This is a genomic window from Mesorhizobium sp. M1D.F.Ca.ET.043.01.1.1 (assembly GCF_003952385.1).
Taxonomy (GTDB): Bacteria; Pseudomonadota; Alphaproteobacteria; order Rhizobiales; family Rhizobiaceae; genus Mesorhizobium.
The window spans coordinates 6,177,773-6,203,993 of record NZ_CP034444.1 but is presented as its reverse complement, the minus strand read 5'-3'; the positions used below and the strand labels follow the sequence as shown (position 1 = coordinate 6,203,993).

Here is a 26,221-nt window from a genome sequence, read left to right as displayed (position 1 = left end):
TTGTGCTGCTTACTCGCTGTTCTCGGCGTAACGCGACAGCGCTGTATTGAGGTCGGTAGCGGCGCTGTTGTTGCTGTCAGCACTCAGCGTCATCAACGCGCCCGACGCGCGCGGGTCGCTGATCTGTTCCAGCATTACGCGGAAGCGGTCGTTGTTCAGCGCCGAGAGCGCCGTGTTGCGGGCCGCGTCGACATCGTTCCTGATACGCGCGGATTCAGCCGACGGAGGGGACGGTGCTCGCGCCTGAAGATTTCCCGCGGTCGAAGCCACGTTCCCGGTGATATGCAATTCCATCCCCTCAAGCCGTCTATCAGCTTTGACTAACAGGAGGGCATTGCGATGAAGTTCCGGAAAAGCCACGCAATTTAACGATCGGAAAAAGGCCGGCGGTTTTCCACGCCGGCCCTTTGCTCAAAAGACGCCGCACGTCCTATTTGTTGGTTCCCAGCGACGAGGCAAGCCGCACCAGCGACAAGAATTCGGCCCTGTAGCCGAACGGATCGGCGCCGCGGGCGGCGTTGGCGATCTCCAGGATCCGGTCGTAGCCGAAATTGGCCGTCTGATCCTCGTCGCGCAGCTTCTGCCCGAAGGCCGCGACCGCGACCGAGAACCGCTGGTCGCTTCCTGCCTCGTCGAAGGACCGCACCTCGTTGGCGGCGGTCACCGGCGTGGTGATCAGCTTCGAGACATCCTCGTTCGGCAGCTTGTAGCGGATCTTGACGAAGGCATATTCGTCCGCATTGGCGACGCCGCCATTGTCGACCTTCGCCTGGCCGTAACGCAGCGGATCGACCTGCTCGGCGCCGCTGCCCTTGGGCGTGATCTCGTAGATCGCCGACACCGAATGGCCGGAGCCGATATCGCCGGCATCGACGCGGTCGTTGTTGAAATCCTCACGCTTCAAGGCGCGGGTCTCGTAGCCAACCAAGCGGTATTCCGAGACGTTCGCCGGGTTGAACTCGACCTGGATCTTGACGTCCTTGGCGATGGTGAACAGCGTCGAGGATGCGTCCTCGACCAGCACCTTCTCGGCCTCGGCAAGCGTGTCGATATAGGCCGCCGTGCCGTTGCCGTTCTGCGCGATGGTCTGCATCATCTGATCGTTGAGATTGCCGCGGCCGAAACCGAACACCGAGAGGAACACTCCGGTCTTGCGCTCCTTCTCGATCAGGTGCTTGAGGTCATCGTCATCGGTCTGGCCGACGTTGAAGTCGCCGTCCGTGGCCAGCATCACGCGGTTGACGCCGTCCTTGACGAAGGACTGCTGCGCAAGCTTGTAGGCTTCCTTGATGCCCGCCTCGCCGGCCGTCGATCCACCAGGCTCCAGATTGTCGATGGCCGAAAGGATCTTCTGCTTTTCCGCAGCCTTCGTCGGCATCAGCACCGTGCCGGCATTGCCGGCATAGGTGACGATGGAAACGGTGTCGTCGGGCTTCAGCTTGCTAACCAGCAGCCGGAAGGCGGACTTCAAGAGCGGCAGCTTGTCCGGCTCGTCCATCGAGCCCGACACGTCGATCAGGAACACCAGGTTGGCCTTGGGCGCCGCGGCCGGCTTCACGTCGAAACCCTTGATCGCGACATGCATCAGCTTGGTGCGCTCGTTCCAGGGCGTAGGCATGACGGTGACGGTCGAGTTGAACGGCGTCGCGGCCGAATCCGGACCCTTCCAGTCATAGGGGAAGTAGTTGATCATCTCCTCGACGCGGACCGTGTCCGGGTCGGGCAGAGCGCCTTCCTTCAGCGAGCGCCGCACGAAGGAATAGGACGCCGTGTCGACATCGATCGAGAAAGTCGAGACCGGATCCTGGGCGGCTTGGTGCACCGGATTGGTCTTGAAGGTCTCGATGCGGTCGCGGTTTTCCTCCTGCGGCTGCATTTGGTCGGACGGCATCGGCGCGGGCTGCACCATCAGCTTGGAATCGGCGACGGCACCAGGCGCGCGTCTCAACTTCGCTGCATCACCCGGGGCCGAAAAGCCCATTCGAACCACCCCGTCGCTCGCCGCAGCTTTGTCGCCAGCTGTCCCAGCCGGCGCCGGCGAAGGCGCCGCCTCGGGCGTCGTTTCCTGATTGCCCAGGTTGTCGACTTCGGTGGCCGGCTTCGGCGGCGCCGCCGGCGCGATCTCCGCCTCATCCTTGAGACGACCCTCACTTTCGGCGTCGGTCTTCTTCTCCTTGGCGGGCGCAGCCGCCAGCGGCTCGTTGTTCGCCAGCCTGTTGGCCGCGGGCTTCTGCGCCACCGGCTTGTCGGCCAGCGTCTCGGTGATCTTGTCGTTGCCGCCGATGGCAGGCGGCTGCTCCTTCAACATCTCGAAAGCGGCATATCCGGCGATAGGCAGCGCGACCAGAGCGGTGATGGCCGGCGTGGCAATGAGTTTCCGTTGCATGATCTCTCTCCAGAGCTTTCTTGCTCGCTCCGTGAGACGAAGGCCTGCCGCGGTTCCTTGGGAGGCGGTCGAAATTTTTTCTTGGGCCTCGAAGGCGCTCATCGCAGCAGCGAACGCGCGGGCTTTCGCCTCGCCGTCCGGCGCCGGCACCGCGATGTCGCGCAGCCTTTCGAGTTCGTTGTCGTCGACCATGGTCACACTTCCCCGGTTGAACGCATGAGCAGCTTCAGCCGTTTCTTCGCTTCATGGATGTGCCAGGAAACCGTCGTCTCCGAGATTGCCATCACCTCCGCCGCCGCGGCATGGCTCAGCCCTTCGCCATAGACCAGCAGCACCGCGTCGCGCTGCTTGTCCGGCAGCATCCGCACCGCCGCCCACAGCGCCTCGGCCGGGTCATGAGCTTCCCCCGAGCCCTCCCCCGCAATCAGCGTGTAGGTGCCAAAGGCTTCGGTCTTGGCGGTGTCGCGCGCCCGCTTGCGAATCATATCGCGCGCCGCGTTAAGCGTCATGGCGTAGAGCCATGTCGTGAAGGCGCCGTTGCCCTGATAGTCGCGGATCGCCCGGCCGAGCCGCACGCAGACGTCCTGGGCTATGTCCTCCGCATCGGCCTTGCGGCCGCACCAGCGATAGGCGGCGCGATAGACGAAGCCATAGTGCCTTTCGAGCAGTTTGCCGAAAGCCCCCCTGTCTCCGCCCCTCGCCCGCCCGATCAAGTCGGCATCGGAGGCTTCGCTGTCGTCCAGCATCATCGCCGTCATTTGCCCGTTGGACGAAGGCTAATGGCCAATCCTTGGGGCGATGGAAAGATTTTTTTGGGGCGCTGCTTTCCTCCTGTTCACGGGAATGGCCCACGCAGCGGGGCGAAAAGCCAAGTGCTTGGCCTTTCGCATGACAAACGCCCGAAGGGCGGCGCGGCCTGCGCTGGGCCGAGGCTTCGCCGCGCCGCGCGGGCGAAACCTATCCGAGGGTCTCACCGAAGAACGTGGTCAGCCGCTTCCAGTGCCGCTCGGCGCCGGCTTTGTCGAAGACGCCATGGTCCGGCACGCACCAGCCATGCGCCATGCCGACATAGTTCTCGATCACGTGGTCGACCTCCGCCACGCGCAAGGCCTCGGCCAGCCGCGCCGACTGCTCCGGCGGAAAGCTGCCGTCGACGCCGGCGACGCCGACATAGACGCGCGCCTTGATCGACGCCGCTTTGAGGTGTGGACTGTCGGGCGCGTCGCTTGCCAGATTGCCGCCATGGAAGCTCGCTGCGGCGGCGATGCGGCCGGGATAAGCCGCCGCAGCGTTCAACGCCCGCGCGCCGCCCATGCAATAGCCGACGACGCCGACAGGTCCGACAAAACCATCCGCCGCCAGGGCATCGAGGAAGGCCTCGCCGTCACTGATCGTCATGTCCTGCGTCGTCGCATTTCTCAACGCCGTCAGTTCAGCCTTCGTCCTTTCCCCGCCAAAAGCGGTCTTGGGGTCGAATGGCCCGTAGGGCGCGCTGCGGTAGAACAAGTCGGGCACCAGCACGGCATAGTCATGCCCCGCCAGGCGCTCGGCGATCTCGTCGAGAGCCGGGCGCGGACCGAAAATGTCCATGTAGAGGATAACGCCGGCCCTGGCGGGTGAGGCTGGACGAAACAGCCGCGCCTTCGCTGTGCCGTCCTGGGTTTTGATCTCGATCTCTTGCTTCGCCATGATGCTCTCCGTCGGCTGTCGCGCGATAGATATCGGCATCGTCTGCGCCGGCAAGACAATCCCGGAGCCCGCCGTTCAAGGTTTCGTGTGGACGGCCCCGATCCTACAGGCGCGCAAACGCCGCCATGTGAAAGGCCTGAACCTCCGGCGGATAGCGATAGTCCGTGCCATACGGACAGGCATTGCGGTCGAGGCAGCCGCCGGTGCGGCAAGGCCCGCCTCTGGCGCCACGCACATGGCCAAGGCAGGCGTCATGGGCAAAACCCTGCTCGGAATAGGCATCGACCGGACAGGATTTCACGCAGGGTTTTTCGGCGCATGTGTCGCAGAGATGCATCGTTTCCTCAGGTTCGGGGAGGAAAATCTCCTGCTCGAACAACAAGGCCCCACGATAGGCATGCCAAAGCCCAAACGTTGGATGCATGAGGATGCCGAGCGGCGATGGCCTCAGCCCTTCCGCCCGCATCGCCCATTGCTGGAACGGCAGATAGGGCCGGTCGGAGGGTGATACCGCGCGGGCGCCGAATTCCTCGGCCACGGCGCCGATCGCCTCGCGTGACCAGGTGTCGAGTGGATTGGCGATGGGCTGCGGCTGGCCCTCGAGCCAGCGCTGGAAATGCGGCCAGGGTGCCGCGCCTGCCTGCCCGACCAGGAGGGCGGACTTGGCTAGCTGTGAGCTTTCGGGAGGTTGTCCATTCGGACCGGACCGAGGAGACTGGAGTTACCACGCTTCAGCATCCATCGGAGGATCCGAATGAACATCCATAAGAATGCCCGTCTCACACCGCTGCGTCGAGAGGAGATGGCGCTGTCGGTGATAGAAGGCGCTTTCTCCAAAGCCCATGCGGCGCGTGTCTACGGCGTGTCGGCCAAGATCGTGGCGCGCTGGGTCGAGCGCTACAAGTCCGAAGGGCGGGCCGGCATGATCGACCGTTCCTCGCGGCCCGCCCATATGCCGCAGGCCACCGCTGCGTTGATCGCCGAGCGCATCATGGCGCTGCGGCGGCAACGTTGGACCGGCAAGCACATCGCCCATGAGGTCGGCGTCTCGCCCGCCACCGTTAGCCGGGTTCTCAAGCGTGCCGGACTGTCGCGGTTGCGGGATATCGAACCGGCCGAGCCGATCCGACGCTACGAGCGCGAGCATCCTGGCGAGATGATCCATATCGATATCAAGAAGCTCGGTCGTTTCGAGCGCATCGGTCATCGCATTACCGGCAAGCGCACCGGCAATGCCAGCTCGCGCGGCAGCAGTTGGGAGTTCGTCCATGTCTGCATCGACGACGCCTCCCGCATCGCCTTCTCGCAGATCCTGCCCGACGAGAAAAAAGAAAGCGCCATCGCCTTCCTCAAGGCGGCGGTGGCCTACTACGCCAGCCTCGGCGTCACGATAGCCCGCGTCATGACCGACAACGGCTCCTGCTACAGATCAAAGGCCTTCGCCAAGGCCTGCCGCGATCTCGGCCTCAAGCACGTCAGGACAAGACCCTATACACCCAAGACCAATGGCAAGGCCGAGCGCTTCATCCAGACAGCACTGCGCGAATGGGCTTATGCCATCGCTTATCCGACTTCAGATCACCGCGCCGCAGAGTTGCCGGTCTGGCTGCACAGATACAATTGGCACCGTCCCCACGGGAGCCTAAAGTCCAAAACACCTATCAGTCGCCTCGCTCTAACCGAGGACAACCTGTTGAGGCTCCACAGCTAGCGCACCCGAAAGCCCCGCAGGCACGGCTTCATCGCCGGCGAAACGGAAGCCGCCACGAAGGATCAGGCCATGGGCGGCAAGCGCGGCCGCGACCCCATCAGTCGTGCCGCGCGAAAGAATCATCCCTTCCGGTCCGGGTCGGAGAACGCGCTCCGCCAGACTTCCTTGTGGATGATGTTGGCGACTTTAGCCCGGCCTGACTCGGGCTCCTTTCAAGTGAAGGCGTCGGCCATCGAGGCTTTCTTCTTGGCGATGAAGTCCTTCAGCGCCTCGTCGATCGCCGGATCGAGATGCGGCGCCTCGTAGCTTTCCAGCCAGCGGCGGGCAAGCTCGTTGGCGCGCTGCGGCGCGGTCTTCTCACCCTCGGCCAGCCACTGCTCGTAGGAATTGTTGTCGGCGATGTTGGAGCGGTAGAAGGCCGTCTGGAAATTCGCCTGCGTGTGGTCGCAGCCAAGATAATGGCTGCCCGGACCGACCTGACGGATGGCATCCATCGCCTGGCCGTTTTCGGACAGGTCGACGCCCTCTGCGAATTTCTGCTGCATGCCGAGCTGGTCGATGTCCATCATGAATTTTTCATAGCAGGAGGCGAGACCGCCCTCGAGCCAGCCGGCCGAATGCAGCACGAAATTGGCGCCGGCAAGGATCGTCGAGTTCAGCGTGTTGGCGCTCTCATAGGCCGCCTGCGCGTCCGGGATCTTCGAGGCGCAGAGCGAGCCGCCGGTGCGGAACGGCAAGCCGAGGCGACGGGCAAGCTGCGCCGCGCCATAGGAGACCAGTGACGGCTCCGGCGTGCCGAAGGTCGGCGCGCCCGACTGCATCGAAATCGACGAGGCGAAGGTGCCGAACAGCACCGGCGCGCCGGGGCGGATGAGCTGCGTGAACGAGGCGCCGGCCAGCACTTCGGCGAGCACCTGTGTCAGCGTGCCGGCGACCGTCACCGGGCTCATCGCGCCGGCCAGGATGAACGGCGTGACGATGCAGGCCTGGTGGTGGCGCGAATAGACTTTCAGCGCGCCGAGCATCGTTTCGTCGAACACCATCGGCGAGTTGGCGTTGATCAGGCTGGTCAGCACCGTGTTGTTCTCGACGAAATCGTCGCCGAACACGAGCTTGGCCATCGCCACCGTGTCTTCCGCGCGCTCCGGCGCGGTGACCGAGCCCATGAACGGTTTGTCCGAATAACGGATGTGCGAGTAGACCATGTCGAGATGGCGCTTGTTGACCGGCACGTCGACCGGCTCGCACACCGTGCCGCCGGAATGGTGGATCGACGGCGCCATATAGGCGAGCTTCACGAAATTCTGGAAATCCTCGATCGTGGCGTAGCGGCGATTGCCGTCGAGATCGCGCACGAAGGGCGGGCCGTAGACCGGGGCGAAGACAGTCGCATTGCCGCCGATCTGCACAGAGCGCTCCGGATTGCGCGCATGCTGGGTGTAGATCGAAGGCGCGGTCTTGAGCAGCGAGCGGCAGAGTCCTTTGGGGAAATGCACGCGCTCGCCCTTGACGTCGGCGCCGGCTTCCTTCCAGAGCGCCAGCGCCTCGGCGTCGTCGCGGAAGATGATGCCGATCTCTTCCAGCACCGTGTCGGTGTTCTTCTCGATCAGCGCCAGGCCTTCCTCATTGAGGACCTCATAGACGTTGATCTTGCGCTTGATGTAGGTGAGCTGGGTGCCCGGCCCGCCGCCCGAGCGCGCCGCACGCCGCGCCGCCGCGCCGCTGCTTGCGCCGCGTCCGCGCCGTCCGCCTGTCGGCTCCTGCTCGACTGCCGCGTTCTCGCTCATGATCGTTCTTCCCTGAAACCGTGCTGAATGAATTCGCTCGCGGCCGCATACCGCTGCTTCTCGCCGGATCGTAGCCATGCACCCTATTCGAAACGGCCCGTGAGCGCCAACGGCTGTCGCAAAATCGACAAGAAAAGCGCCAACTTTTCAGTCGCTTTCCTTTTGCGGGAAGTCGCAAATCAGCTATGGCTACCTCGCCCTCGCGGGTTAGGTATTGGCGCATCGATTTTTAGGCTGCCGCAGTCATTCCGAGCAGCAAGGAGCCCGAGAAAAATGTCCGACGACGAGATCATCCTTTCCGAGCTTTCCGACGAGGAGCTTGTGCAGCAGATGCACGACGACCTCTATGACGGGCTTAAGGAAGAGATCGAGGAAGGCACCCATATCCTTCTTGAGCGCAATTGGGCGCCCTACAAGGTGCTGACCGAAGCCCTGGTCGAAGGCATGCGCATCGTCGGCGAGGATTTCCGCGACGGCATCCTGTTCGTGCCGGAGGTGCTGCTGTCGGCCAACGCCATGAAGGCCGGCATGGCCATCCTGCGCCCGCTGCTCGCCGCCACCGGCGCGCCGAAGCAGGGCAAGATGGTGATCGGCACCGTCAAGGGCGACATCCACGACATCGGCAAGAACCTCGTCGGCATGATGATGGAAGGCGCCGGCTTCGACGTCATTGACCTCGGCATCAACAACGCCGTCGAGAAATATCTCGAAGCGATCGAGCAGCACCAGCCCGACATCATCGGCATGTCGGCGCTGCTCACCACCACCATGCCCTACATGAAGGTCGTCATCGACACGATGAAGGAAAAGGGCATCCGCGACGACTATGTCGTGCTGGTCGGCGGCGCGCCGCTCAACGAGGAATTCGGCAAGGCCGTCGGTGCCGACGCCTATTGCCGCGACGCGGCGGTTGCCGTCGAGACCGCCAAGGATTTCATGAAGCGCAAGCACAACGTTCGCGCTACCGCCTGACCCAAGGCATCAGGATGGATCGAAAAAGCCGCGCCTTGCAGCGCGGCTTTTTTGTTCCCAGATGATGGACGAGACTGAATCAGTTGGCGACAGTGTCTTTGACCGCCCTTGCCGTCGATTGACGTCCTTGCCGACGCCCCGGATGGTGTTGGCGCAAGCCGTGAGTGCAAGCGCGCAGGCAAGGATGGCCATCGGCGCGATGCGTAGCAGTTTCATGGATGGTGTCTCCCTGGACAGAAATTAGCGCCCCGCAGCGAAAGCCGGCCCGACTTGGTCAAAACGCAAAAAACGGAACCGAATCAAACAGACAGGCTGCTCGTCATCGCCTGCGGGATGATTGCGCGCGAAGTTTTGGCCGTCAAGCAACAGCTAAAGCTCGACCATCTCGAGCTGACCTGCCTGCCGGCAGAGTTCCATTTCTATCCCGACCGCATCGCGCCGGCGATGGACAAGGCGATCGCGAAGGCGAAGGCGGACGGTTACAAGCACATCTTCGTCGGCTATGCCGACTGCGGCACCGGCGGCCTGCTCGACCGCGTGATCGAGAAGCACGGCGTCGAGCGCATGGCAGGCCCGCACTGCTTTGCCTTCTACCAAGGCATGGACGCCTATGCGAAGGTCGCCGACGGCGACATGATGTCGTTCTACATGACCGACTTCCTCTGCCGCCAGTTCGAGGCCTTCTTCATCAAGCCGCTCGGCTTGGACAGGCATCCGGAGCTGATCAAGGACTATTTCGGCAACTACGAGAAGCTGATCTATCTCGCCCAGACCGACGATCCGGAACTCGACAAGGTCGCGGAGAAGGCTGCCGCCCTGCTCGGCCTCGCCTATGAGCGCCGTGCGACCGGTTATGGCGATTTGACGGCCGAGCTGGCGCGGGCGGCGGCCAGCGCCTGACTACCTTCACGCCTCCGCTTCCAGCGCTGCAAGCACATCGGCAAAACTCGTCTTGCAGACGAAGCCCAGCTTCTCCCTCGCCCGCGACGGGTCGTAGACGCGGTCGATCGAGGAGAACATCGTCCACCCCTTCCTCGCATAGAGCCTCGGGTAATCCGGGAAATAGCGCGCGACGACGGCCGGCGCGTCGGCGATCAGCTCGGCGCAGTCTTCCGGCCGGAACGGAGTCGGCGCCGAGACGATGAACAGGTCGAAGCCGAGCTGCGGCGCCTTCTCCAGCGCCAGAACATGCGCCTCGGCCGCGTCCTCGACCGTCAGCCTGCGGAACAGCAATTCATTCGCCTTGGTGTTGGCGTCCGACTGCTCGATGGCATGCGCCATGTCGTCGGCCTCGGGAAAGAAGCGCGCCGTGCGCAGCACCACGACCGGCAACCCATGCTCGATGTGGTAAAGACGGCAAAGATGCTCCGCCGAAAGCTTGGTCACGCCATAGATGTTGCGCGGCTCGGGCGACATGTCCTCGGTCAACCACGCAGCCTTGCGCGCGCCGCCCTGGAAACCGGCGCGAATCGCCTGCGAGATCATCAGCGATGTCGTCGAGGTGAAGACGAAACGGTCGATGCCGCACGCCACCGCTGCGTCGAGCAGGTTCAGCGTCCCTTGCACATTGGTCGCGACGAAGTCCGCATTCTCGTAATGTTCGATGTTCGATTTGTGCAGCGCGCCGCTGTGAATGACAGCTTCGATGCGGTGCTCGCGGACGGTTCCGAAGACGAGCTCGCGGTCGGCAATCGAGCCGACGACTTGCGTGCGCGCCGAGGCAACAGGATCGAGGCCGATCACCTCATGGCCGAGCGCGTCGAGCCGGGGGCCAAGCGCACTGCCCAGCCAGCCGGACGATCCTGTGAGCAAGATACGCATCGATCAAACCGCCATTTCCGCTCCCAACGCTGTTAAGCATGGCTGACAGCAGCCCGCGAACCGGTAAGTTGTACGCCAGAAGACCAAACAACTGCTCCAGCTACCGACCCGGGAAAACGCATCCATGACCCCTCGCCTCCTGCTTGCCGCTCTTTGCCTGATCGGCTTCGCCCTGCCGGCCCATGCCGACGGCGAGGTACAGAAGCTGATCACCGCCGCGGACAAGGCGCGGCTCGACAAATATGGCGAGACGCGCAAGGTCGCCCTCGAGGAAGCGAAGGCCGGCGATCCGGCCGAGGTGAAGCAGTTGGACGCGCTGCTCGCCAAGCCGCTGATCGCCTTCTCCGACAAGGATCTGACCGGCAATTGGAAATGCCGCACCATCAAGGCCGGCGGCTTGAGCCCGCTCGTCATCTATGGCTGGTTCAAATGCAAGGTGACCGACGACGGCTCCGGCTGGCGGCTGCAAAAGACCAGCGGCTCGCAGCGCACGATGGGCCGCTTCTTCGACGACGGCGAGAAGCGCGCCATCTATCTCGGCTCTTTCTCGGTCAATGACGACAAGGCCAAGCCTTATGGCAGCGGTCCCGAAAGCGACCAGGTCGGCTACGCCTTCCGCAACAGCGCCACCGAATGGCGCATCGAATTCCCCGCGCCCTATTACGAATCGAAGCTCGACATCATGGAATTCAAGCGCTGAGGAGAGCGTCCTGACGGGCTCCTGGCACACCAAGGATTAACCCACCCCGCATAGCATCCGCCCGGTTTTCAGAGCGGGTGCTTGCCGTGGCAGCGTTGGAATCCAGTCCTCGACCGATCGTGGTCGTCACGGAAGGCGGTCCCCATATCTGGGCCATCGTGAATGCGCTTGCCGATCGCGCCGGCCCCGTCAGCGTCATCCTCGAAACGCCTGAATCGAAAAAGCGTTTGCTGCTCGGCCGCGCCCGCCGCCAGGGCTGGATCTCGGCCATCGGCCAGCTCGGCACCATGGTGCTGACCAGGCTCGGCAAGCGCTTCCTTGCCGGTCACGCCGCGCGCCTGGTCGCCAAGGAGAAGCTCGAGACCGAGCCTCGCCCCGGCCAGGCGATCGTCCATGTGCCTTCCGCCGACGGACCGGAATGTCTTGAGACGATCCGGAAGATAAGGCCGGGCGTCGTGCTGCTCGCCGGTTGCCGGCTGCTGTCGAAGGACACTCTGGCAAACATGCCTTGCCCGGTGCTCAACTACCACGCCGGCATCGCGCCGAAATATCGCGGCATGAATGGCGGCTACTGGGCTCTGGCCTCTGGCGATCCAGAGAATTTCGGCACGACCGTACATCTGGTCGATGCCGGCGTCGACACCGGCGGCGTGCTGAAGCAGGCGCGCGGCAAGCCGAAGCACGGCGACACCATCGCCAGCTACGCGCTGCGGCAGGCGGCGTTTTCACGCGACATCTGCGCCGAGGCGGTGAGCGACGCGGTGGCTGGAAAGCTTGCGACGATCGATCCCGGCCTGCCGTCGAAGCAATGGTACCACCCGACGATCTGGTTCTATCTCTGGACGGGTCTGACGAAGCGCGTCTGGTAATCAGCCGGCGTCGAATTTCAGCGTTCGCTTTTCGTCATCGGCTGCGTCGCTTTTGAAGGCGCGCGCGTCGTCCCATAACAAGCGGCCTCATGGCGCTTGCGGCAATGCTCGCAGCATCAAGGAGCAAGAGTTTCATGGCCGATCTGATCGTCGTCTATTGGCGCGACATCCCTGCGCAGGTCATCGTCAAGAAGGGCCGGCAGAACGCCAAGCGCGAGCTGCCGCTGCGCTTCACCGAGGCGATCGACATGTGCGCCATGCGCACCGGCGCCGGCGGCACCGACGATTACCTGGCCGAATGGCGCAAGGCCGAGCCGGTTCCGGTCGGCGACGACATCGAAGCCGAGGTCGAGAAGGCGTTCAACGAACTCGACGCGAAATACGACCGCGAGCGGCTGGTCGCTCTGGTCAAGGCTGGCGGGAAAGAAAATGTCTGAGAAGCAGCCGGCGGTTACCCAGGCCACATTGGTCAAGAAGGCAGCGCCGAAGTCCGACTACAAGCCTGCCGACGTGTCGCCGCAGCGGCGCGTCCAGCGCACTTTTGCCGTGCGATTGTGGTCGATCCGGCACTCGCGATTGCTCGAATGGTTCTACAGCAGGTTCGCCGACGTCTTCCTGCTCTTGCATCCCTTGTGGAAAGGCATCGGCTACGGCCGTGTCGAGGTCCCCGTCAAATTCGTCGAGAAACGCGTCAAGGGCTTCATGTTCGACTGCCGCATGTGCGGCCAGTGCATCCTCTCCTCGACCGGCATGTCGTGCCCGATGAACTGCCCGAAGCAGTTGCGCAACGGCCCTTGCGGCGGCGTGCGCGCCAACGGCAATTGCGAGGTCGAGCCGGACATGCCCTGCGTCTGGGTCAAGGCCTGGGAAGGCTCCCGCAACATGGTGCATGGCGACAATATCCTCAACGTGCAGAAGCCGGTCGACCAGTCGCTGCGCGAAACCTCGGCCTGGCTCAGGGTAACCGCGCAGGCCGCTGCAGCACGTGAAACCGCCCAGAACCCCCAGAACACCGGAGCTTCGGCATGAGCGCCCGCCAGCGCGACGAGAACCCGGCCGGCATCCACCTGCCGCTCGATCCCCTGCCCGGCCACACCTCGCGCGGCCGGCTGGAGCGCGTGCTGCGCCGCGGCGAGTTCGCGGTGACGACCGAGCTCAACCCGCCCGACAGCGCCGACCCGGAAGACGTCTACAACCGCGCCAAGATCTTCGACGGCTGGGTCGATGCCATCAACGCGGTCGACGCCTCAGGCGCCAACTGCCACATGTCGTCGGTCGGCATCTGCGCCCTGCTCACCCGCATGGGCTATGCCCCGATCATGCAGATCGCCTGCCGCGACAAGAACCGCATCGCCATCCAGGGCGACGTGCTGGGCGGCGCGGCGATGGGCGTCGCCAACATGCTGTGCCTCACCGGCGACGGCGTGCAGGCCGGCGACCAGCCGGGCGCCAAGCCGGTGTTCGACCTCGATTCCATGTCGCTGCTCGAAACCATCCGCATCATGCGCGACAACGGCAAGTTCCTGTCCGGCCGCAAGCTGACCACGCCGCCGCAGGTCTTCCTCGGCGCCGCCGTCAACCCCTTCGCGCCGCCCTTCGATTTCCGCCCGATCCATCTCGGCAAGAAGATCGCCGCCGGCGCGCAGTTCGTACAGACGCAGTATTGCTTCGACGTGCCGATGTTCAAAACCTTCATGCAGAAGGCGCGGGACTTGGGGCATACGGAAAAGGTCTTCGTCCTGTGCGGCGTCGGGCCGCTCGCTTCCGCCAAGACGGCGAAATGGATCCGCTCCAACGTGCCGGGCATCCATATCCCCGATGCGGTGATCAAGCGGCTCGAAGGCGCGCAGGACCAGAAGAAGGAAGGCAAGCAGCTCTGCATCGACATCATCAACGAGGTGAAGGAAATCCCGGGCGTCGCTGGCGTCCATGTGATGGCCTACCGCCAGGAAGAGTATGTCGCCGAGATCGTCGATGAATCCGGCGTGCTGAAAGGCCGCCGGCCCTGGAAGCGGGAGATCCGCCGCGACGACCAGATCGTCGCCGAGCGGCTCGACCACATCCTGCATGACGAAATTACCGAAACCCAGGTGGATATGGTGAAGACCGCGCATTGATGTATGTCGCCCCAAAAGCGGGAACCGGTTTTGGGACAACGATATAGATTAACTTAGTGTCTAAGGGCGCTGCCTGCACCCTTCCGCTTGAAAGAGACCAGATAACGATATAAAGAAGTCTTTATATCCCGACGGAGAGATCGCATGACCCGTACCATCGTCGCCTCGGCGACCCGAGAAATCGTCATCGGCTTCGACCAGCCCTTCTGCGTGATCGGCGAGCGCATCAACCCGACCGGCCGCAAGAAGCTTGCCGCCGAGATGGTGGCCGGTAATTTCGAAACCGTCATCAAGGATGCGCTGGAACAGGCCGCCTGCGGCGCCACCATGCTCGACGTCAATGCCGGCGTCACCGCCGTCGACCCCAATGCGACCGAGCCGGCGCTCTTGGTGCAGACGCTGGAGATCGTGCAGAACCTGGTCGACCTGCCGCTGTCGATCGACTCCTCGGTGACCGCCGCGATCGAGGCGGCGCTCAAGGTCGCCAAGGGCCGCCCGCTGGTCAACTCCGTCACCGGCGAGGAAGAAAAGCTCGAGGCGATCCTGCCCTTGGTCAAGAAATACAACGTTCCGGTCGTCGCCATCTCCAATGACGAGACCGGCATCTCGATGGATCCGGACGTCCGCTTCGCCGTCGCCAAGAAGATCGTCGAGCGCTGCGCCGATCACGGCATCCCCTCGCACGACGTCGTCGTCGACCCGCTGGTGATGCCGATCGGTGCGCTGGGCGATGCCGGCCGCCAGGTTTTCGCGCTGCTGCGCCGCCTGCGCGAGGAGCTCAAGGTGAACACCACCTGCGGCCTCTCCAACATCTCCTTCGGCCTGCCGCATCGCCACGGCATCAACGCCGCCTTCATCCCGATGGTGATCGGCGCCGGCATGACGAGCGCCATCATGAACCCGGTCCGACCGCAGGAGATGGAGGCCGTGCGCGGCGCCAACGTGCTGAACGGCAGCGACGAGAACTGCACCACCTGGATTCGCACCTACAAGGACTACAAGCCGGCTGAAGGCGGCCATGCGGTCGCGGCTCCGGTTGCGGTCACCGCCCCTGGCGATGGCGCCGCCGCTGCCGGTGGTCGCCGCCGCGGCGGCCGAGAGGCCCGCATGGCGAGGGCATAAGGTAAAGATTGTGACGTTTTCGACAGAGGGAGGTATTCGCATATGAACCCTCCCCCGAACATAACCGACCCGCTCGTGCTGTTCATGCCGTCAGGCAAGCGCGGGCGGTTCCCTATTGGGACTCCGGTGCTCGATGCGGCACGCCAGCTTGGCGTCTATGTCGAGAGCGTGTGCGGCGGCCGCGCCACCTGCGGGCGCTGCCAGATCGAGGTGCAGGAAGGCAACTTCGCCAAGCACAAGATCGTCTCGTCCAACGATCACATCTCGTCCAAGGGCGCCAAGGAAGAGCGCTACGAGCGCGTCCGCGGCCTGCCCGACCGCCGCCGCCTGTCCTGCTCGGCGCAGATCCTCGGCGACCTCGTCATCGACGTGCCGCAGGACACGGTCATCAATGCCCAGACCATCCGCAAGGATGCTGACACCAGGGTCATCGCCCGCGATACGGCGGTGCGCATCTGCTATGTCGAGATCGAAGAGCCCGACATGCACAAGCCGCTCGGCGATCTCGACCGGCTGAAGATCGCCTTGATGAAGGACTGGGGCTTCAAGAACCTCGAATTCGATTTCTATCTGCTGCCGCAGGTGCAAGGCATCCTGCGCAAGGGCAACTGGACCGCCACCGCCGCCATTCACAAGGATGCCGACAGCGACATCGCGCGCGTCATCGCGCTATGGCCCGGGCTGAAGAACGAGGCCTATGGCCTCGCCTGCGACATCGGTTCGACCACCATCGCCATGCATCTGGTGTCGCTGCTGTCGGGCCGCGTCGCCGCCTCCTCCGGCACGTCCAATCCGCAGATACGCTTCGGCGAGGATCTGATGAGCCGCGTCTCCTATGTGATGATGAACCCGGACGGCCGCGAAGGCATGACGGTCGCGGTGCGCGAGGCCGTCTCCGGCCTCGTCGACAAGGTCTGCGCGGAGGGCAATGTGCAGCGCAACGACATCCTCGACGCGGTGTTCGTCGGCAATCCGATCATGCATCACCTGTTCCTCGGCATCGATCCGACCGAGCTCGGCGGCGCGCCTTTCGCGCTGGCCGTTTCGGGCGCAGTGCGCATCAAAGCCTCCGACATCGGCCTGAAGCTGAACCAGGGCGCGCGCCTCTATATGCTGCCTTGCATCGCCGGGCATGTCGGCGCCGATGCCGCCGCGGTCACCCTCTCCGAAGGTCCGCATCGGCAGGACGAGATGATGCTGATCGTCGATGTCGGCACCAATGCCGAGATCGTGCTCGGCAACTCCACGCGGGTGGTGGCGGCCTCCTCCCCCACCGGTCCCGCCTTCGAGGGTGCGGAGATATCCGGCGGCCAGCGCGCCGCGCCCGGCGCCATCGAGCGCGTGCGCATCGACCCCGACACGCTGGAGCCGCGCTACCGCGTCATCGGCTCGGAGCTCTGGTCCGATCAGCCTGGCTTCGCCGAAAGCGTGCAGGCGACCGGCGTCACCGGCATTTGCGGCTCCGGCATCATCGAAGTGATCGCCGAGATGTATCTCGCCGGCATCATCTCGGAAGATGGCGTCGTCGACGGTTCGCTTGCCGCGCGCTCGCCGCGCATCGTCGCCAACGGCCGCACCTTCTCCTACGTGCTGAAGGACGGCGAGCCCAAGATCACCATCACCCAGAACGACGTGCGCGCCATCCAGCTTGCCAAGGCGGCGCTCTATGCCGGCACCAAGCTTTTGATGGAAAAGCAGCACACCGACCATGTCGACAGCATCCATTTCGCCGGCGCCTTCGGCTCCTTCATCGATCCGAAATACGCCATGGTGCTGGGACTGATCCCCGACTGCGACTTGGACAAGGTCAAAGCCGTTGGCAATGCCGCCGGTGCCGGCGCGCGTATGGCGCTCCTCAATCGCGGCTACCGCCGTGAGATCGAGGAGACAGTGAGCAGGATCGAGAAGATCGAGACCGCGCTGGAACCAAAATTCCAGGAGCATTTCGTCTACGCCATGGCGCTGCCGAACAAGATCGATCCGTTCCCGAAGCTGGCCGCCGCGGTGAAGCTGCCGCCGCGCAAGGCAACGAGCGGGGATGGCGCGGCGGGCGATGCCACCCCGCGCCGGCGCTCGCGCGAGGAGCGTGCGGCGCGACGCGGCCGCGAATAGGCCGGCCTCCCACCGGAACGCATTTCGATTTCATTTGCATGCAAATGTTTCCGGATCAGCCCGATCCGGAAACCGAAATGCTGTTTTGGTGAAATCCGCTGGAAACATGCCGGGCGCATTTAGCCCGCCATCGAAGGGCTGGCGTGAAATGTCTTCGGGCCAGCGCGACCTTCCGGAGGAACCACAATGTCGATGTTCAATAGTCTTGGCCGCTTCGGTGTTGCCATCCGGCACGCCCATGCCCGCAACAAGGCGATCCGCGCGCTCAACGACCTGCCCGCGCATGTCCAGAAGGATCTCGGCTGGCCGGCTTCGCCGCCGAGCGACCCGCAGGCAGCCCTTCACAAGCTGCTGCTGGGCACGCCGCGCTGATGACCTTCGCGGACAAATGCAAGCTGCTCGGCAGGCGCCGGGACCGGCAAGCGGCCTCGGCGAGCGGCGACAACAAGCTGCGCGCCGCGATGCTGCCGGGACGACGGTGAGGCGCCCGCCATCGAATCGGGCGTCGCATCACGCCGATGTGGCCGCGGCGCGCCTTGACATTTTTTACCGAGCTACAATCTTCGCATGATGGGGGAATTCTCTTAGTCGGCTCTGCCGAAGTCCGTGTATCCGCATGCCCAGTTTGAAAAGCCACGTCGTCTCGTTCATTCTTAGGCACAGCCGTAAGAAGGCCTTTTCCAGTCCCGAAAATCTGCAGCGCTGGATCGCCTACGCGCGCAAGACCGAGGACTACCATCCACCGGTATTGCTCAAGGCACGGCTGGATATCACCGAGACCAGCGTCGACGGCTTTCCCGTCTATGAGATCGCACCGAGGGCCGGCGAGCGCCGGCGCATCCTTTATATGCATGGCGGTGCGTTCGTCTTCCAGATCACGTCTTATCACTGGGTGCTGATCGCCGAGATGGCGGAGCGACTGGGTTTCGGCGTCACCGTGCCGATCTATCCGATCGCGCCGGAGCACAATTTCCATGACATGTTCGGCATGGTCGGCGACGTCTACCGGCGCATGCTGGAGGAGACCGATGCCGCAGATATCGTCTTCATGGGCGATTCCGCCGGCGGCAACATGGCCGTGGTGCTCACCATGATGGCCGCCGAGGAAGGCCTTCCCGCACCGTCGCGGCACGTGCTGATCTCGCCCGGCCTCGATATGTCGCTGTCCAATCCGGAGGTGTTCGAGGCGGAGCGCAACGATCCATGGCTCGGCATTTCCGGCGGGCTCGAGGCGATCCGGCTCTACAGCGCCGGCATCGACCGCGCCGACTGGCGCATCAGCCCGCTCTACGGCGATCTCTCCGTGCTGCCGAAAACGCTGCTGCTCACCGGCTCGCGCGACCTGCTCAGCCCCGACAATCTGATCTTCGCCGAACGGGCGCGCGGCGCCGGCGTCGAGGTCGACGTAGTCTACGAAGAAGGCATGTTCCACGTCTGGCCGCTGATCGAGATGCCGGAAGCGCGCCGCGCGCGTGACAGCATCGTCAACTTCCTCACCAGCGGGCCGAGATCACGGCGCGCCCGCGTACGGCGCAGGACAAAAGCCGCTATCGCGGCCAGCGCCGCACCGGCGGCCGAATAGCTCAGAACTTGCCGGTTTCGCGGAACAGTTCGAACGTCGCGCGGATGTGGTCGGCGACGGCCTTCACCGGCGCGCTGGCATCGGGCGCCACCACCATGGCGAGATTGTAGGTGCCGATGTCGGGCATGCCGTCCTTCGCGCCAAGCGACACCATCTCGTCGCCGAGGAACGACTTGGGCAGCGGCGCCACGGCAAGGTCGGCCATGATCGCGGCGCGCTGGCCGGCCGTGTGGGCGCTCATATACGCGATTCGGTAGTTGCGGCCCTCGCGCCCGAGCGCTTCCAGGGCGCCGGCCCGCCAGGCGCAGCCCTCTTCCCAAAGCGACACCGGCAGCGGTTCGCGCAGATGCGCGCAGCCGCCCTTGGCGCCGGCCCAGACGATCGGTTCGGTCAAAAGCACCTCGGCGCCGAGCGCGCTGGTCTTGTAGGAATTGGTGAGCAGCGTGATGTCGAGCGCGCGATCGTCCATGCGCCGGCGCAGATTGATGCTCTGGTCGATGGTGACGTCGACCGCGATCGACGGATGCGACTGCGCGAAGCGCTTCAGCACATGCGGCAGCACGCGCTCGCCATAATCGTCAGGAGAGCCGAGCCTGACCACGCCGACGATGTCGGGAATGATGAATTTCGACACCACCTCGCGGTTGATCGACAACAGCCGACGGGCGTAGCCAAGCAGCATCTCGCCATCGGTGGTCAGCGTCACGGAACGCGCGTCGCGCGCGAAAACGGAGCGGCCGAGAATGTCTTCCAGCTTCTTGATCTGCATGGAGACGGCCGAGGGCGTGCGGAACACCGCGTTGGCGGCGGTGGTGAAACTGCCAGTCTCGGCGATCGCCACGAAAGTGCGCAGCACGTCGAGATCGAGCAGCGGCAGAGGATGGTTGAGCGGGGCGTTCATTGGAGCTTGCCTTCAATTTTTCTGATGCAAACAATCATTCCATTTCGTTTGATTGAACATCACTTCGGGCGCATAGTCAACTCGATCGATGCAGGATGCTGCCAAAAGCAGCCATCGAAGGACCACGACACAGACCTGCAATCGACATGAAATGAAGCTGAAACAGACCTGACGTAACGCATTGCCGGGCGCCTCCCTGCCCGCATAGAGGAGAAAGAAAATGTCCATCCTGTCGTCCATCGGTCGGCTCGCGACCGAATTCAGCGCGGCCCGTGCACGCTACCAGACCGAACGCGCCATCCATGCGCTGCCGATCGAACTGCAGAAGGATATCGGCTGGCCGGAAGCCGCCGATGCCAAGACCGGTATGCGTTACGGCGTCGGAACCTGGGCCGGAGCCAAGTAGTTAAGTGTGTCTAAAGTGCTGAAGGCCTGCCGTGGCGTCAGACCGGCAGGCCTTTTTGTTTGCACTCAAACGAGTTTTCGAGCCATGCGGCCGCTGCATGACGCATATGAAGCACTCGCATAGCGACACAGTTCCCTATTTAATTCATTGTAAATAATCGCAAATTTCGGGCATCCTGCCCAAAGATGTCGCAATTGATGTCGCTTTTCATATCAAGCGCTTCGCTTTTGCGATTTAGTTTTCGCCAAAGCAAGCCTATATCACTGCCAGCCAACGAGCTGCCCCACTCCATTAAGCGAAGGCGACCCGTCTGAGCAACCAAATGGAGATGATGATGAAGCTCTTTGCCCGCCTGTTCACCCGCCGCGAAATGAACCTGACGACCGCTCTCGAGCGTCAGCGTCTCGCCAAGACCATGCCCGGCCAGACCGGCGCCATGGCTGCCGCTCGCCTCGGCTTCGTAGCCTGAGACACCGGTTTTTCGAACGGCAACTGATTGCCGTCGCACAGAATGGAATTCGACGCCGCCCGGCCTTGCCGCGGCGGCGTTTTCATTTTCATCGGGCTTTCGTTGCATAGGTGGAGGGTCCAGCCTCGGACCAATTGCCCATTTGCGACCCGTGTCGCAAATTTAATCTTCACTTAAACACCTACCCGATTGACAAGAATGGTATTTCCTGATGACGCTATGCTGTTCGCGACATTCTGTTCGCGTCATGGCTGCGTGAGGTTTCCCCGTGAATGCAGTAAAGCATCCGATCAAGAGATCGTTTGTATTCTTCCTCATCCCCGATTTCACCATGATCGCCTTTGCGACGGCGCTCGACCCGTTGCGTTCGGCCAACCGGATGCTCGGCCACGAGGCCTATAGCTGGCGGCTGGCCAGCATCGACGGCAAGCCGGTGCGCGCCTCGAACGGTGTCGAATGCGCCGTCAACACCTCGCTCGAGGAAGAGCGCAGGAAGATGGCCGGAGCTGACAGGCCGAACATGGCGATCGTCTGCAGCGGCATCAATGTCGAGCGCTACCACAACAAGTCCGCTTTCGCCTGGCTGCGCGAGGAATACAACCGCGGCGTCGCCGTGGGCGGCCTGTGCACCGGCGCCCACATCCTCGCCGCCGCAGGTCTGTTGTCCAACAAGCGCTGCGCCATCCATTGGGAGAACCTTCCCGGCTTTTCGGAGGCCTTCCCGAAGGCCAATGTCTTTGCCGACCTCTTTGAGATCGATCAGAACGTCTACACCTGCGCCGGCGGCACCGCGGCGCTCGATATGATGCTGAAGCTGATCGGCGACGATTTCGACGAGAGCCTCGTCAACCGCGTCTGCGAGCAGGTGCTGACCGACCGCGTGCGCAGCCCGACCGATCGCCAGCGCTTGCCGTTGCGCGCCCGCCTGGGCGTGCAGAATTCCAAGGTGCTGACCATCATCGAATTGATGGAGGCGAACCTTTCCGAACCGCTGTCGCTGATCGAGATCGCCGACCATGTCGATCTGTCGCGCCGGCAGATCGAGCGCCTGTTCCGCACCGAGATGGGCCGCTCCCCCGCCCGCTACTATCTGGAGATCCGGCTCGACCGCGCCAGGCACCTGCTCATCCAGTCGTCGATGCCGGTGGTCGAGGTGGCGGTGGCCTGCGGTTTCGTCTCGGCCTCGCACTTCTCCAAATGCTATCGCGAGCTCTATGCCCGCTCGCCGCAGCAGGAACGCGTCGACCGCAAGCAGTTGCTGGCGGCATAAGCGGTTGGTCTATTGGACTCACTGGCTGGGAAACCGGATCAGAACTTCTTTCCTTCGTTTTTTGCGTCCAGCGCATCACAGAGCCCAAAAGGCTTGTCAATGAAACAGGACCGGTCATGGACGATGGTCTGATCCAGCGCGCGGGACGCCCCTGGCGAGCCGCGCATGCTCGACCGGTTGCGACCGCTCGCCGGGTTTCGACCGGCTTCAATATCGGTCGCAATAGCATTCCGCGGACGAGATGCGGTCGTTCCAGGCGGAGTCTCCGAAATTGCGGACCCTGCGGTTGAGTTCGATCGAGCGGCCGCGCCTTCCTGAATTTTCATAGGCAACGAGCGTACAGCCCGGGCGCACGAGCACCGAGGAAACGCGGTCGTTCCAGAACCCGCCCCGGAAATTGACGGAGTCGTCGGGCCCCATTTCAAGCGAGCGTCCGCGGAAGTTTGCATTCTCGAACAGCACACAGGCCGCCTCGCCGTAGAACTGGGCGCTGGCGCTGCCGATAAATATTGTCGAGGCAAGGGCCGCCAGGATGACCAAACGCTTCATTGTGACTTCCTCCTTGGTCGCTTCGACCAGTTGCGCCGACCCCACGGCACATTGCCATCGTGCTGCGCACGGAAGCAACCCTGCGTCCGGCAACCCTCGGCGGCAGTTTCCAACGGAAAGTACCGAGTATTTTTTCCTGGGATTGCTTTTACCGGCTGTCCAGCATCCAGCCGCGGTTGCGCCACATCTTCTCACCGGCCAGGCAATCGGCCGCCGGCTTGTCGTCGGCCAGCACGACCGGCGGATGGGCCGCCTCTTCCGCCGCCCATTGCGGCGAGGCCGGACCGGCAAGCTCGAGCACCAGCTTGCGACGGATCGCTTCCGGGAATTGCGTCCAGTCGTTGACCGGGATCATGAAGGCGCCCGGCCCGCCGATGACGCAGTCGCTGTAGTAGCGGTCGAGATTGTCGACATCGAAGGCGCCGCTGAACCCGCCGCGCGTCATCAGCGGCAGCCCGTTGATGGTGATGCCCTGCCTCACCACCTCGTCGCGCGTGATATCGACCGGCGCGCCTTGGTTGTTGGGTCCGTCGCCCGAAACATCGATGACGCGCTTGGTGCCCTGAAAGCCGCTTTCGGCGAAAAGGTCGCTGCCGAAGGCAAGCGCGCCGGAGATGGAGGTGCGTCGCGCGCTGTCCGGCGGACGCGCGTTCATCTGCGCGACGACCCGTTCAGCATCGGCGCGATTGGCGATCACCGTCCACGGCACGACGACCCGCTGCCATCTGGTGCCGGCCCACTCGACATAGGCAACCGCAATCTTGCCATAGACGCCGTCGGCGATGGCCTTGAGCACATTGTCATGCGTCAGTGCCGCCGCATAGCCATGGCGCTGGATCTCGAGTTCGGTCGGCGACATGGAGAGCGAAACATCGACCGCCAGCACCAGCTCGACATCGACCGGCTCTATCGCAGTGGAACGCGCGGTCAGGCCGAGGAGCAGCGCCAGCGCAGCGGCGCCCGAAAGCCAATGCCCTGTTCGACCGGAAGCGGACATGACGCAACGGTAAGCGATAATCCGGCATGAACAAAGCAAAAGGCCCGGCGTCGACCGGGCCTTTGCCGATCCGGACAAACGCGCGCCTAAGGCGCGTCGCCCTGAAACGGATTCAGGCGACGCGCTTTAAGTCTTTGTGTTGGTGCATGTCGTTGTCCCAAAACCGCTGCGCATTTTTGGGCGACATGCATTAGCTGCGCGGCTTGAGATTCTCCGGATCGTAGAGCGGCTTGTAGCCAACGCCGGCGACTTCGACCGGATAGGTCTCGCCAAAATACTCCACCTGCAGCTTGCGGCCCTCCTGGCAGTGGGTCCAGGGCAGATAAGCGAGCGCGATGTTCCGGCCGATGGTCGGGCCGTAGGCGACCGAAGTGGTGAAGGAGCGGCGGCCGAGGTCGTCGACCAGCGTCTCGCCGGTCGCGGGATCCTGCACCGGCATGGTGCCGACCGGATAGCGCGCGACCCCCTTGGAATCTGTGTTCCCGGTCATCACCAGCGTGCAGAGCATCGCCGGCTGGTGCTCGCGGGCGCGATATTCCAGATGCTTGGCCTTGCCGCAAAAATCGTTCTCCTTGACCTTCGGGCGGGCAAGGTCGGCCTCGAGCAGGTTGTACTCGGTCAAGAGATCGGCGTTCTGCAGCCGAAGGCTCTTCTCCATCCGGCGCGTGTTGGCATAGGTCTCGACGCCGAACGGCATGACGCCGGTCGAGCGCAGCGCGTCCCAGACGGCGAGCCCGTCCTCGTAGCGCATATGCAGTTCCCATCCCTGCTCGCCGACATAGGAAATCCGGAAAGCCGTCACATCCTTGCCGCCGATCCGAATAGGCTTGATCGCCGCGAACGGAAAATTCTCCGGCGTCAAGCCCTCGGGGTTCTCGACAACCTTCTGCAGGGTCGCCCGCGCGTTCGGCCCCCAGATGCCGATGGTGACGTATTTCTCGGTCACGTCGGTGACGGTGACGTCGAAACCTTTGTCCTGCGCGGTACGCTGCATGTAGCGGAAGTCTCGCGGTCCGGCGTCGGCGCCGTCGATCACCCGGCAGCGATCGGCCATGCGGATCACCGTGAAGTCGGCGCGCACCATGCCTTCCTCGTCGAGGAAGTGGGTGTAGATGCCCTTGCCGATATTGTTGTCGCCGCCGATCTTGGCCGCGCACAGCCACTCCAGCAGCGCGACATGGTCCGGGCCTTCGACGTCATACATCGAGAAATGCGAGAGGTTGACGATGCCGCAATCCTCGCTCATCGCCAGATGCTCGGCATTGGAGACGCGCCAGAAATGGCGATTGTCCCACTCGTTCTCGCGCACCGGCACGCGGTTGCCGTATTTTTCCAGGAGATGCTCATTGGTGGCATAGCCGTGGGCGCGCTCCCAGCCGCCGAGTTCCATGAAATAGCCGCCGAGCTCCTTCTCGCGCTCCCAGAACGGCGAGCGCCGGATGTTGCGGCCCTTGGAGAAGGGCTCGCGCGGATGCACCGCCGGATTGTAGACCTTCATCGCCGTCTCGGTGCAGCGATCCCAGATGAACTGTTCCTTCGTCTGATGAGGATAGAAGCGCGAATAGTCGATGGCGTGGTGATCGATCGACGTGCGGCCGTCGGTCATCCAGTCGGCGATCAGCTTGCCCATGCCGGGACCGTCCTTGACCCAGATGGCGACGGCGTACCACAGCCCCCTCACCTTCTGGCTCTCTCCCATGGACGGGCCGCCGTCGGTGGTGACCTGCAGCAGGCCGTTGAAGGAGTGACCTTCATTGTAGCCGAGCTCGCCGAGGATCGGCGTCAGTTCCATGGCGCGCTCGAGCGGCGCCATGATCTGCTCCATGTCGAGGTCGCGCTGCGACGGCGAAAGCCGCGCCTGGTCCTTTTCCAGCAGGTCGCGCGGGTGGCAGAGACGCGGATTGTTCTCCTCGTAGTAACCCCACTCGATCTGCCCGCCCTCGGCGGTCTTGGGATCGCCGGTGTCGCGCATATAGGCCGAGTTGCCCTGGTCGCGCAGCAGCGGCCAGCCGATCTCCTTGCCGGTGCCGGCGAACTCGTTGTAGGGGCCGAAGAAGGTCAGCGGATGGTCGATCGGCATGACCGGCAGGTCCTCGCCGACCAGTGCCGCGGTCAAACGGCCCCAGATGCCGGTGCAGACGACGACATAGTCGGCCTCGATCGTGCCGCGCTCGGTCACCACGCCCTTGATGCGGCCATTCTCGACGATCAATTCCTTGGCCGACGTGTTGGCGAAGGCCTGGAGCTTGCCGGAAGCAACGCCCTGGTCGACCAGCTTGCCGGCAACCGTCTGCGAGCGCGGGATGACGAGGCCGGCATCGGGATCCCACAGTCCGCCCTGGACCATATGCTCCTCGATCAGCGGGAACTTTTCCTTGATCTCGGCCGGCTCGATCAGGCGGGCACGGGTGCCGAAGGCTTTGGCCGAAGCGATCTTCCGCTTGATCTCGTCCATGCGGCCGTCATCGCCGACACGCGCCACTTCGAGGCCGCCGATGCGCGCGTAATGGCCCATCTTCTCGTAGAAATCGATCGAATAGAGCGTCGTCCAGCAGGAGAGGAAATCGTGGCTGGTCGTGTAGCAGAAATCGGAAGCATGCGCCGTCGAGCCGATATCGGTCGGGATGCCCGACTTGTCGATGCCGACGATATCGTCCCAGCCGCGCTCGATCAGATGATGGGCGACCGACGCGCCGACGATACCGCCAAGACCGACGATGACGACCTTCGCCTTTTTCGGAAACTCTGCCATTGCCCGCGA

General features: G+C 63.6%; 24 protein-coding genes and 3 pseudogenes. 14 read left to right on the top strand and 13 right to left on the bottom strand.

Going from position 1 to position 26,221, the window contains the following annotated elements:
* Nucleotides 1-9 precede the first annotated feature (9 nt).
* From EJ067_RS29695 to EJ067_RS29675, 5 genes and pseudogenes are all read right to left on the bottom strand, one after another.
* Nucleotides 10-294 (bottom strand): hypothetical protein, encoded by a 285-nt coding sequence (locus EJ067_RS29695; RefSeq protein WP_245468083.1) that lies wholly within the window; start codon nucleotides 292-294, stop codon nucleotides 10-12.
* A gap of 136 nt (nucleotides 295-430) precedes the next feature.
* Complete coding sequence (locus tag EJ067_RS29690) at nucleotides 431-2,578, bottom strand: VWA domain-containing protein (protein ID WP_126088691.1); 2,148 nt, start codon at nucleotides 2,576-2,578, stop codon at nucleotides 431-433.
* A gap of 2 nt (nucleotides 2,579-2,580) precedes the next feature.
* A complete protein-coding gene (locus tag EJ067_RS29685; protein WP_126088690.1) occupies nucleotides 2,581-3,144 on the bottom strand; it encodes an RNA polymerase sigma factor in 564 nt (187 codons plus the stop codon).
* Nucleotides 3,145-3,343: 199 nt separating this feature from the next.
* The gene (locus EJ067_RS29680; protein WP_126088689.1) at nucleotides 3,344-4,075 is read right to left on the bottom strand and encodes a dienelactone hydrolase family protein; all 732 of its coding nucleotides are present in this window, start codon (nucleotides 4,073-4,075) and stop codon (nucleotides 3,344-3,346) included.
* A 103-nt stretch (nucleotides 4,076-4,178) separates the two neighbouring features.
* Nucleotides 4,179-4,742, bottom strand: a pseudogene (locus EJ067_RS29675) (4Fe-4S dicluster domain-containing protein); the annotation flags it as partial.
* A gap of 87 nt (nucleotides 4,743-4,829) precedes the next feature.
* On the opposite strand from EJ067_RS29675, the gene EJ067_RS29670 reads away from it, so the two are divergent.
* Nucleotides 4,830-5,786, top strand: a complete 957-nt coding sequence (locus tag EJ067_RS29670; RefSeq protein ID WP_126063820.1) for an IS481 family transposase — start codon at nucleotides 4,830-4,832, stop codon at nucleotides 5,784-5,786.
* 212 nt (nucleotides 5,787-5,998) lie between these two features.
* On the opposite strand, the gene EJ067_RS29665 is transcribed toward EJ067_RS29670, so the two are convergent.
* Nucleotides 5,999-7,573: a trimethylamine methyltransferase family protein gene (locus EJ067_RS29665; protein WP_126088688.1), complete on the bottom strand. Its 1,575-nt coding sequence runs from the start codon at nucleotides 7,571-7,573 to the stop codon at nucleotides 5,999-6,001.
* A 273-nt stretch (nucleotides 7,574-7,846) separates the two neighbouring features.
* On the opposite strand from EJ067_RS29665, the gene EJ067_RS29660 reads away from it, so the two are divergent.
* Nucleotides 7,847-8,545, top strand: coding sequence for a B12-binding domain-containing protein (locus EJ067_RS29660; protein WP_126088687.1), 699 nt, complete (start codon nucleotides 7,847-7,849; stop codon nucleotides 8,543-8,545).
* A 79-nt stretch (nucleotides 8,546-8,624) separates the two neighbouring features.
* Here the strand turns inward: EJ067_RS29660 and EJ067_RS35560 are convergent.
* Nucleotides 8,625-8,761, bottom strand: a pseudogene (locus tag EJ067_RS35560) (EncA/B family entericidin).
* Nucleotides 8,762-8,815: 54 nt separating this feature from the next.
* On the opposite strand from EJ067_RS35560, the gene EJ067_RS29650 reads away from it, so the two are divergent.
* Nucleotides 8,816-9,445, top strand: a complete 630-nt coding sequence (locus EJ067_RS29650; RefSeq protein WP_126088686.1) for a DUF1638 domain-containing protein — start codon at nucleotides 8,816-8,818, stop codon at nucleotides 9,443-9,445.
* Between the two features lie 6 nt (nucleotides 9,446-9,451).
* Here EJ067_RS29650 and EJ067_RS29645 read toward each other — a convergent pair whose 3' ends face one another.
* Nucleotides 9,452-10,366 (bottom strand): NAD(P)-dependent oxidoreductase, encoded by a 915-nt coding sequence (locus tag EJ067_RS29645; protein ID WP_126088685.1) that lies wholly within the window; start codon nucleotides 10,364-10,366, stop codon nucleotides 9,452-9,454.
* 124 nt (nucleotides 10,367-10,490) lie between these two features.
* Between EJ067_RS29645 and EJ067_RS29640 the strand changes: the two genes are divergently transcribed.
* From EJ067_RS29640 to EJ067_RS29600, 9 genes and pseudogenes are all read left to right on the top strand, one after another.
* Nucleotides 10,491-11,066 (top strand): DUF4893 domain-containing protein, encoded by a 576-nt coding sequence (locus tag EJ067_RS29640; protein ID WP_126088684.1) that lies wholly within the window; start codon nucleotides 10,491-10,493, stop codon nucleotides 11,064-11,066.
* 86 nt (nucleotides 11,067-11,152) lie between these two features.
* Nucleotides 11,153-11,935 (top strand): formyl transferase, encoded by a 783-nt coding sequence (locus EJ067_RS29635; RefSeq protein ID WP_126088683.1) that lies wholly within the window; start codon nucleotides 11,153-11,155, stop codon nucleotides 11,933-11,935.
* A gap of 134 nt (nucleotides 11,936-12,069) precedes the next feature.
* Complete coding sequence (locus EJ067_RS29630) at nucleotides 12,070-12,372, top strand: virulence factor (RefSeq protein WP_126088682.1); 303 nt, start codon at nucleotides 12,070-12,072, stop codon at nucleotides 12,370-12,372.
* Nucleotides 12,365-12,964, top strand: coding sequence for a methylenetetrahydrofolate reductase C-terminal domain-containing protein (locus EJ067_RS29625; protein ID WP_126088681.1), 600 nt, complete (start codon nucleotides 12,365-12,367; stop codon nucleotides 12,962-12,964). The genes EJ067_RS29630 and EJ067_RS29625 overlap by 8 nt, the downstream gene beginning before the upstream one ends.
* Nucleotides 12,961-14,052, top strand: a complete 1,092-nt coding sequence (locus tag EJ067_RS29620) for a methylenetetrahydrofolate reductase (RefSeq protein ID WP_126088680.1) — start codon at nucleotides 12,961-12,963, stop codon at nucleotides 14,050-14,052. Before EJ067_RS29625 ends, EJ067_RS29620 begins: the two co-directional genes overlap by 4 nt.
* Nucleotides 14,053-14,196: 144 nt before the next feature.
* Nucleotides 14,197-15,174 carry a methyltetrahydrofolate cobalamin methyltransferase gene (locus EJ067_RS29615; RefSeq protein WP_126088679.1) on the top strand — a complete coding sequence of 326 codons (978 nt, stop codon included), beginning with the start codon at nucleotides 14,197-14,199 and terminating at the stop codon, nucleotides 15,172-15,174.
* Nucleotides 15,110-17,286, top strand: a pseudogene (locus EJ067_RS29610) (ASKHA domain-containing protein). Before EJ067_RS29615 ends, EJ067_RS29610 begins: the two are co-directional and overlap by 65 nt.
* Before the next feature lie 186 nt (nucleotides 17,287-17,472).
* Nucleotides 17,473-17,658 carry a hypothetical protein gene (locus EJ067_RS29605; RefSeq protein ID WP_126088677.1) on the top strand — a complete coding sequence of 62 codons (186 nt, stop codon included), beginning with the start codon at nucleotides 17,473-17,475 and terminating at the stop codon, nucleotides 17,656-17,658.
* Between the two features lie 244 nt (nucleotides 17,659-17,902).
* A complete protein-coding gene (locus tag EJ067_RS29600; protein WP_126088676.1) occupies nucleotides 17,903-18,868 on the top strand; it encodes an alpha/beta hydrolase in 966 nt (321 codons plus the stop codon).
* 1 nt (nucleotide 18,869) lies between these two features.
* On the opposite strand, the gene EJ067_RS29595 is transcribed toward EJ067_RS29600, so the two are convergent.
* Nucleotides 18,870-19,769 carry a LysR substrate-binding domain-containing protein gene (locus EJ067_RS29595; protein WP_126088675.1) on the bottom strand — a complete coding sequence of 300 codons (900 nt, stop codon included), beginning with the start codon at nucleotides 19,767-19,769 and terminating at the stop codon, nucleotides 18,870-18,872.
* Nucleotides 19,770-19,989: 220 nt separating this feature from the next.
* Here EJ067_RS29595 and EJ067_RS29590 point away from each other — a divergent pair, with 220 nt between their 5' ends.
* Nucleotides 19,990-20,175, top strand: coding sequence for a hypothetical protein (locus EJ067_RS29590; RefSeq protein WP_126088674.1), 186 nt, complete (start codon nucleotides 19,990-19,992; stop codon nucleotides 20,173-20,175).
* 139 nt (nucleotides 20,176-20,314) lie between these two features.
* On the opposite strand, the gene EJ067_RS34765 is transcribed toward EJ067_RS29590, so the two are convergent.
* Complete coding sequence (locus EJ067_RS34765) at nucleotides 20,315-20,752, bottom strand: hypothetical protein (protein ID WP_189510168.1); 438 nt, start codon at nucleotides 20,750-20,752, stop codon at nucleotides 20,315-20,317.
* A gap of 223 nt (nucleotides 20,753-20,975) precedes the next feature.
* On the opposite strand from EJ067_RS34765, the gene EJ067_RS29580 reads away from it, so the two are divergent.
* Nucleotides 20,976-21,914 carry a GlxA family transcriptional regulator gene (locus EJ067_RS29580; RefSeq protein ID WP_348639551.1) on the top strand — a complete coding sequence of 313 codons (939 nt, stop codon included), beginning with the start codon at nucleotides 20,976-20,978 and terminating at the stop codon, nucleotides 21,912-21,914.
* Between the two features lie 207 nt (nucleotides 21,915-22,121).
* Here the strand turns inward: EJ067_RS29580 and EJ067_RS29575 are convergent, their stop codons facing one another.
* From EJ067_RS29575 to EJ067_RS29565, 3 genes are all read right to left on the bottom strand, one after another.
* A complete protein-coding gene (locus EJ067_RS29575) occupies nucleotides 22,122-22,463 on the bottom strand; it encodes a peptidase inhibitor family I36 protein (RefSeq protein WP_126088672.1) in 342 nt (113 codons plus the stop codon).
* Nucleotides 22,464-22,611: 148 nt separating this feature from the next.
* Entirely contained in the window at nucleotides 22,612-23,460 is an 849-nt protein-coding gene (locus EJ067_RS29570; protein ID WP_126088671.1) for a DUF1194 domain-containing protein, read from the bottom strand.
* Nucleotides 23,461-23,650: 190 nt separating this feature from the next.
* On the bottom strand, nucleotides 23,651-26,212 hold the full coding sequence (locus EJ067_RS29565) for an FAD-dependent oxidoreductase (protein ID WP_126088670.1): 2,562 nt from the start codon (nucleotides 26,210-26,212) through the stop codon (nucleotides 23,651-23,653).
* Nucleotides 26,213-26,221 lie beyond the last annotated feature (9 nt).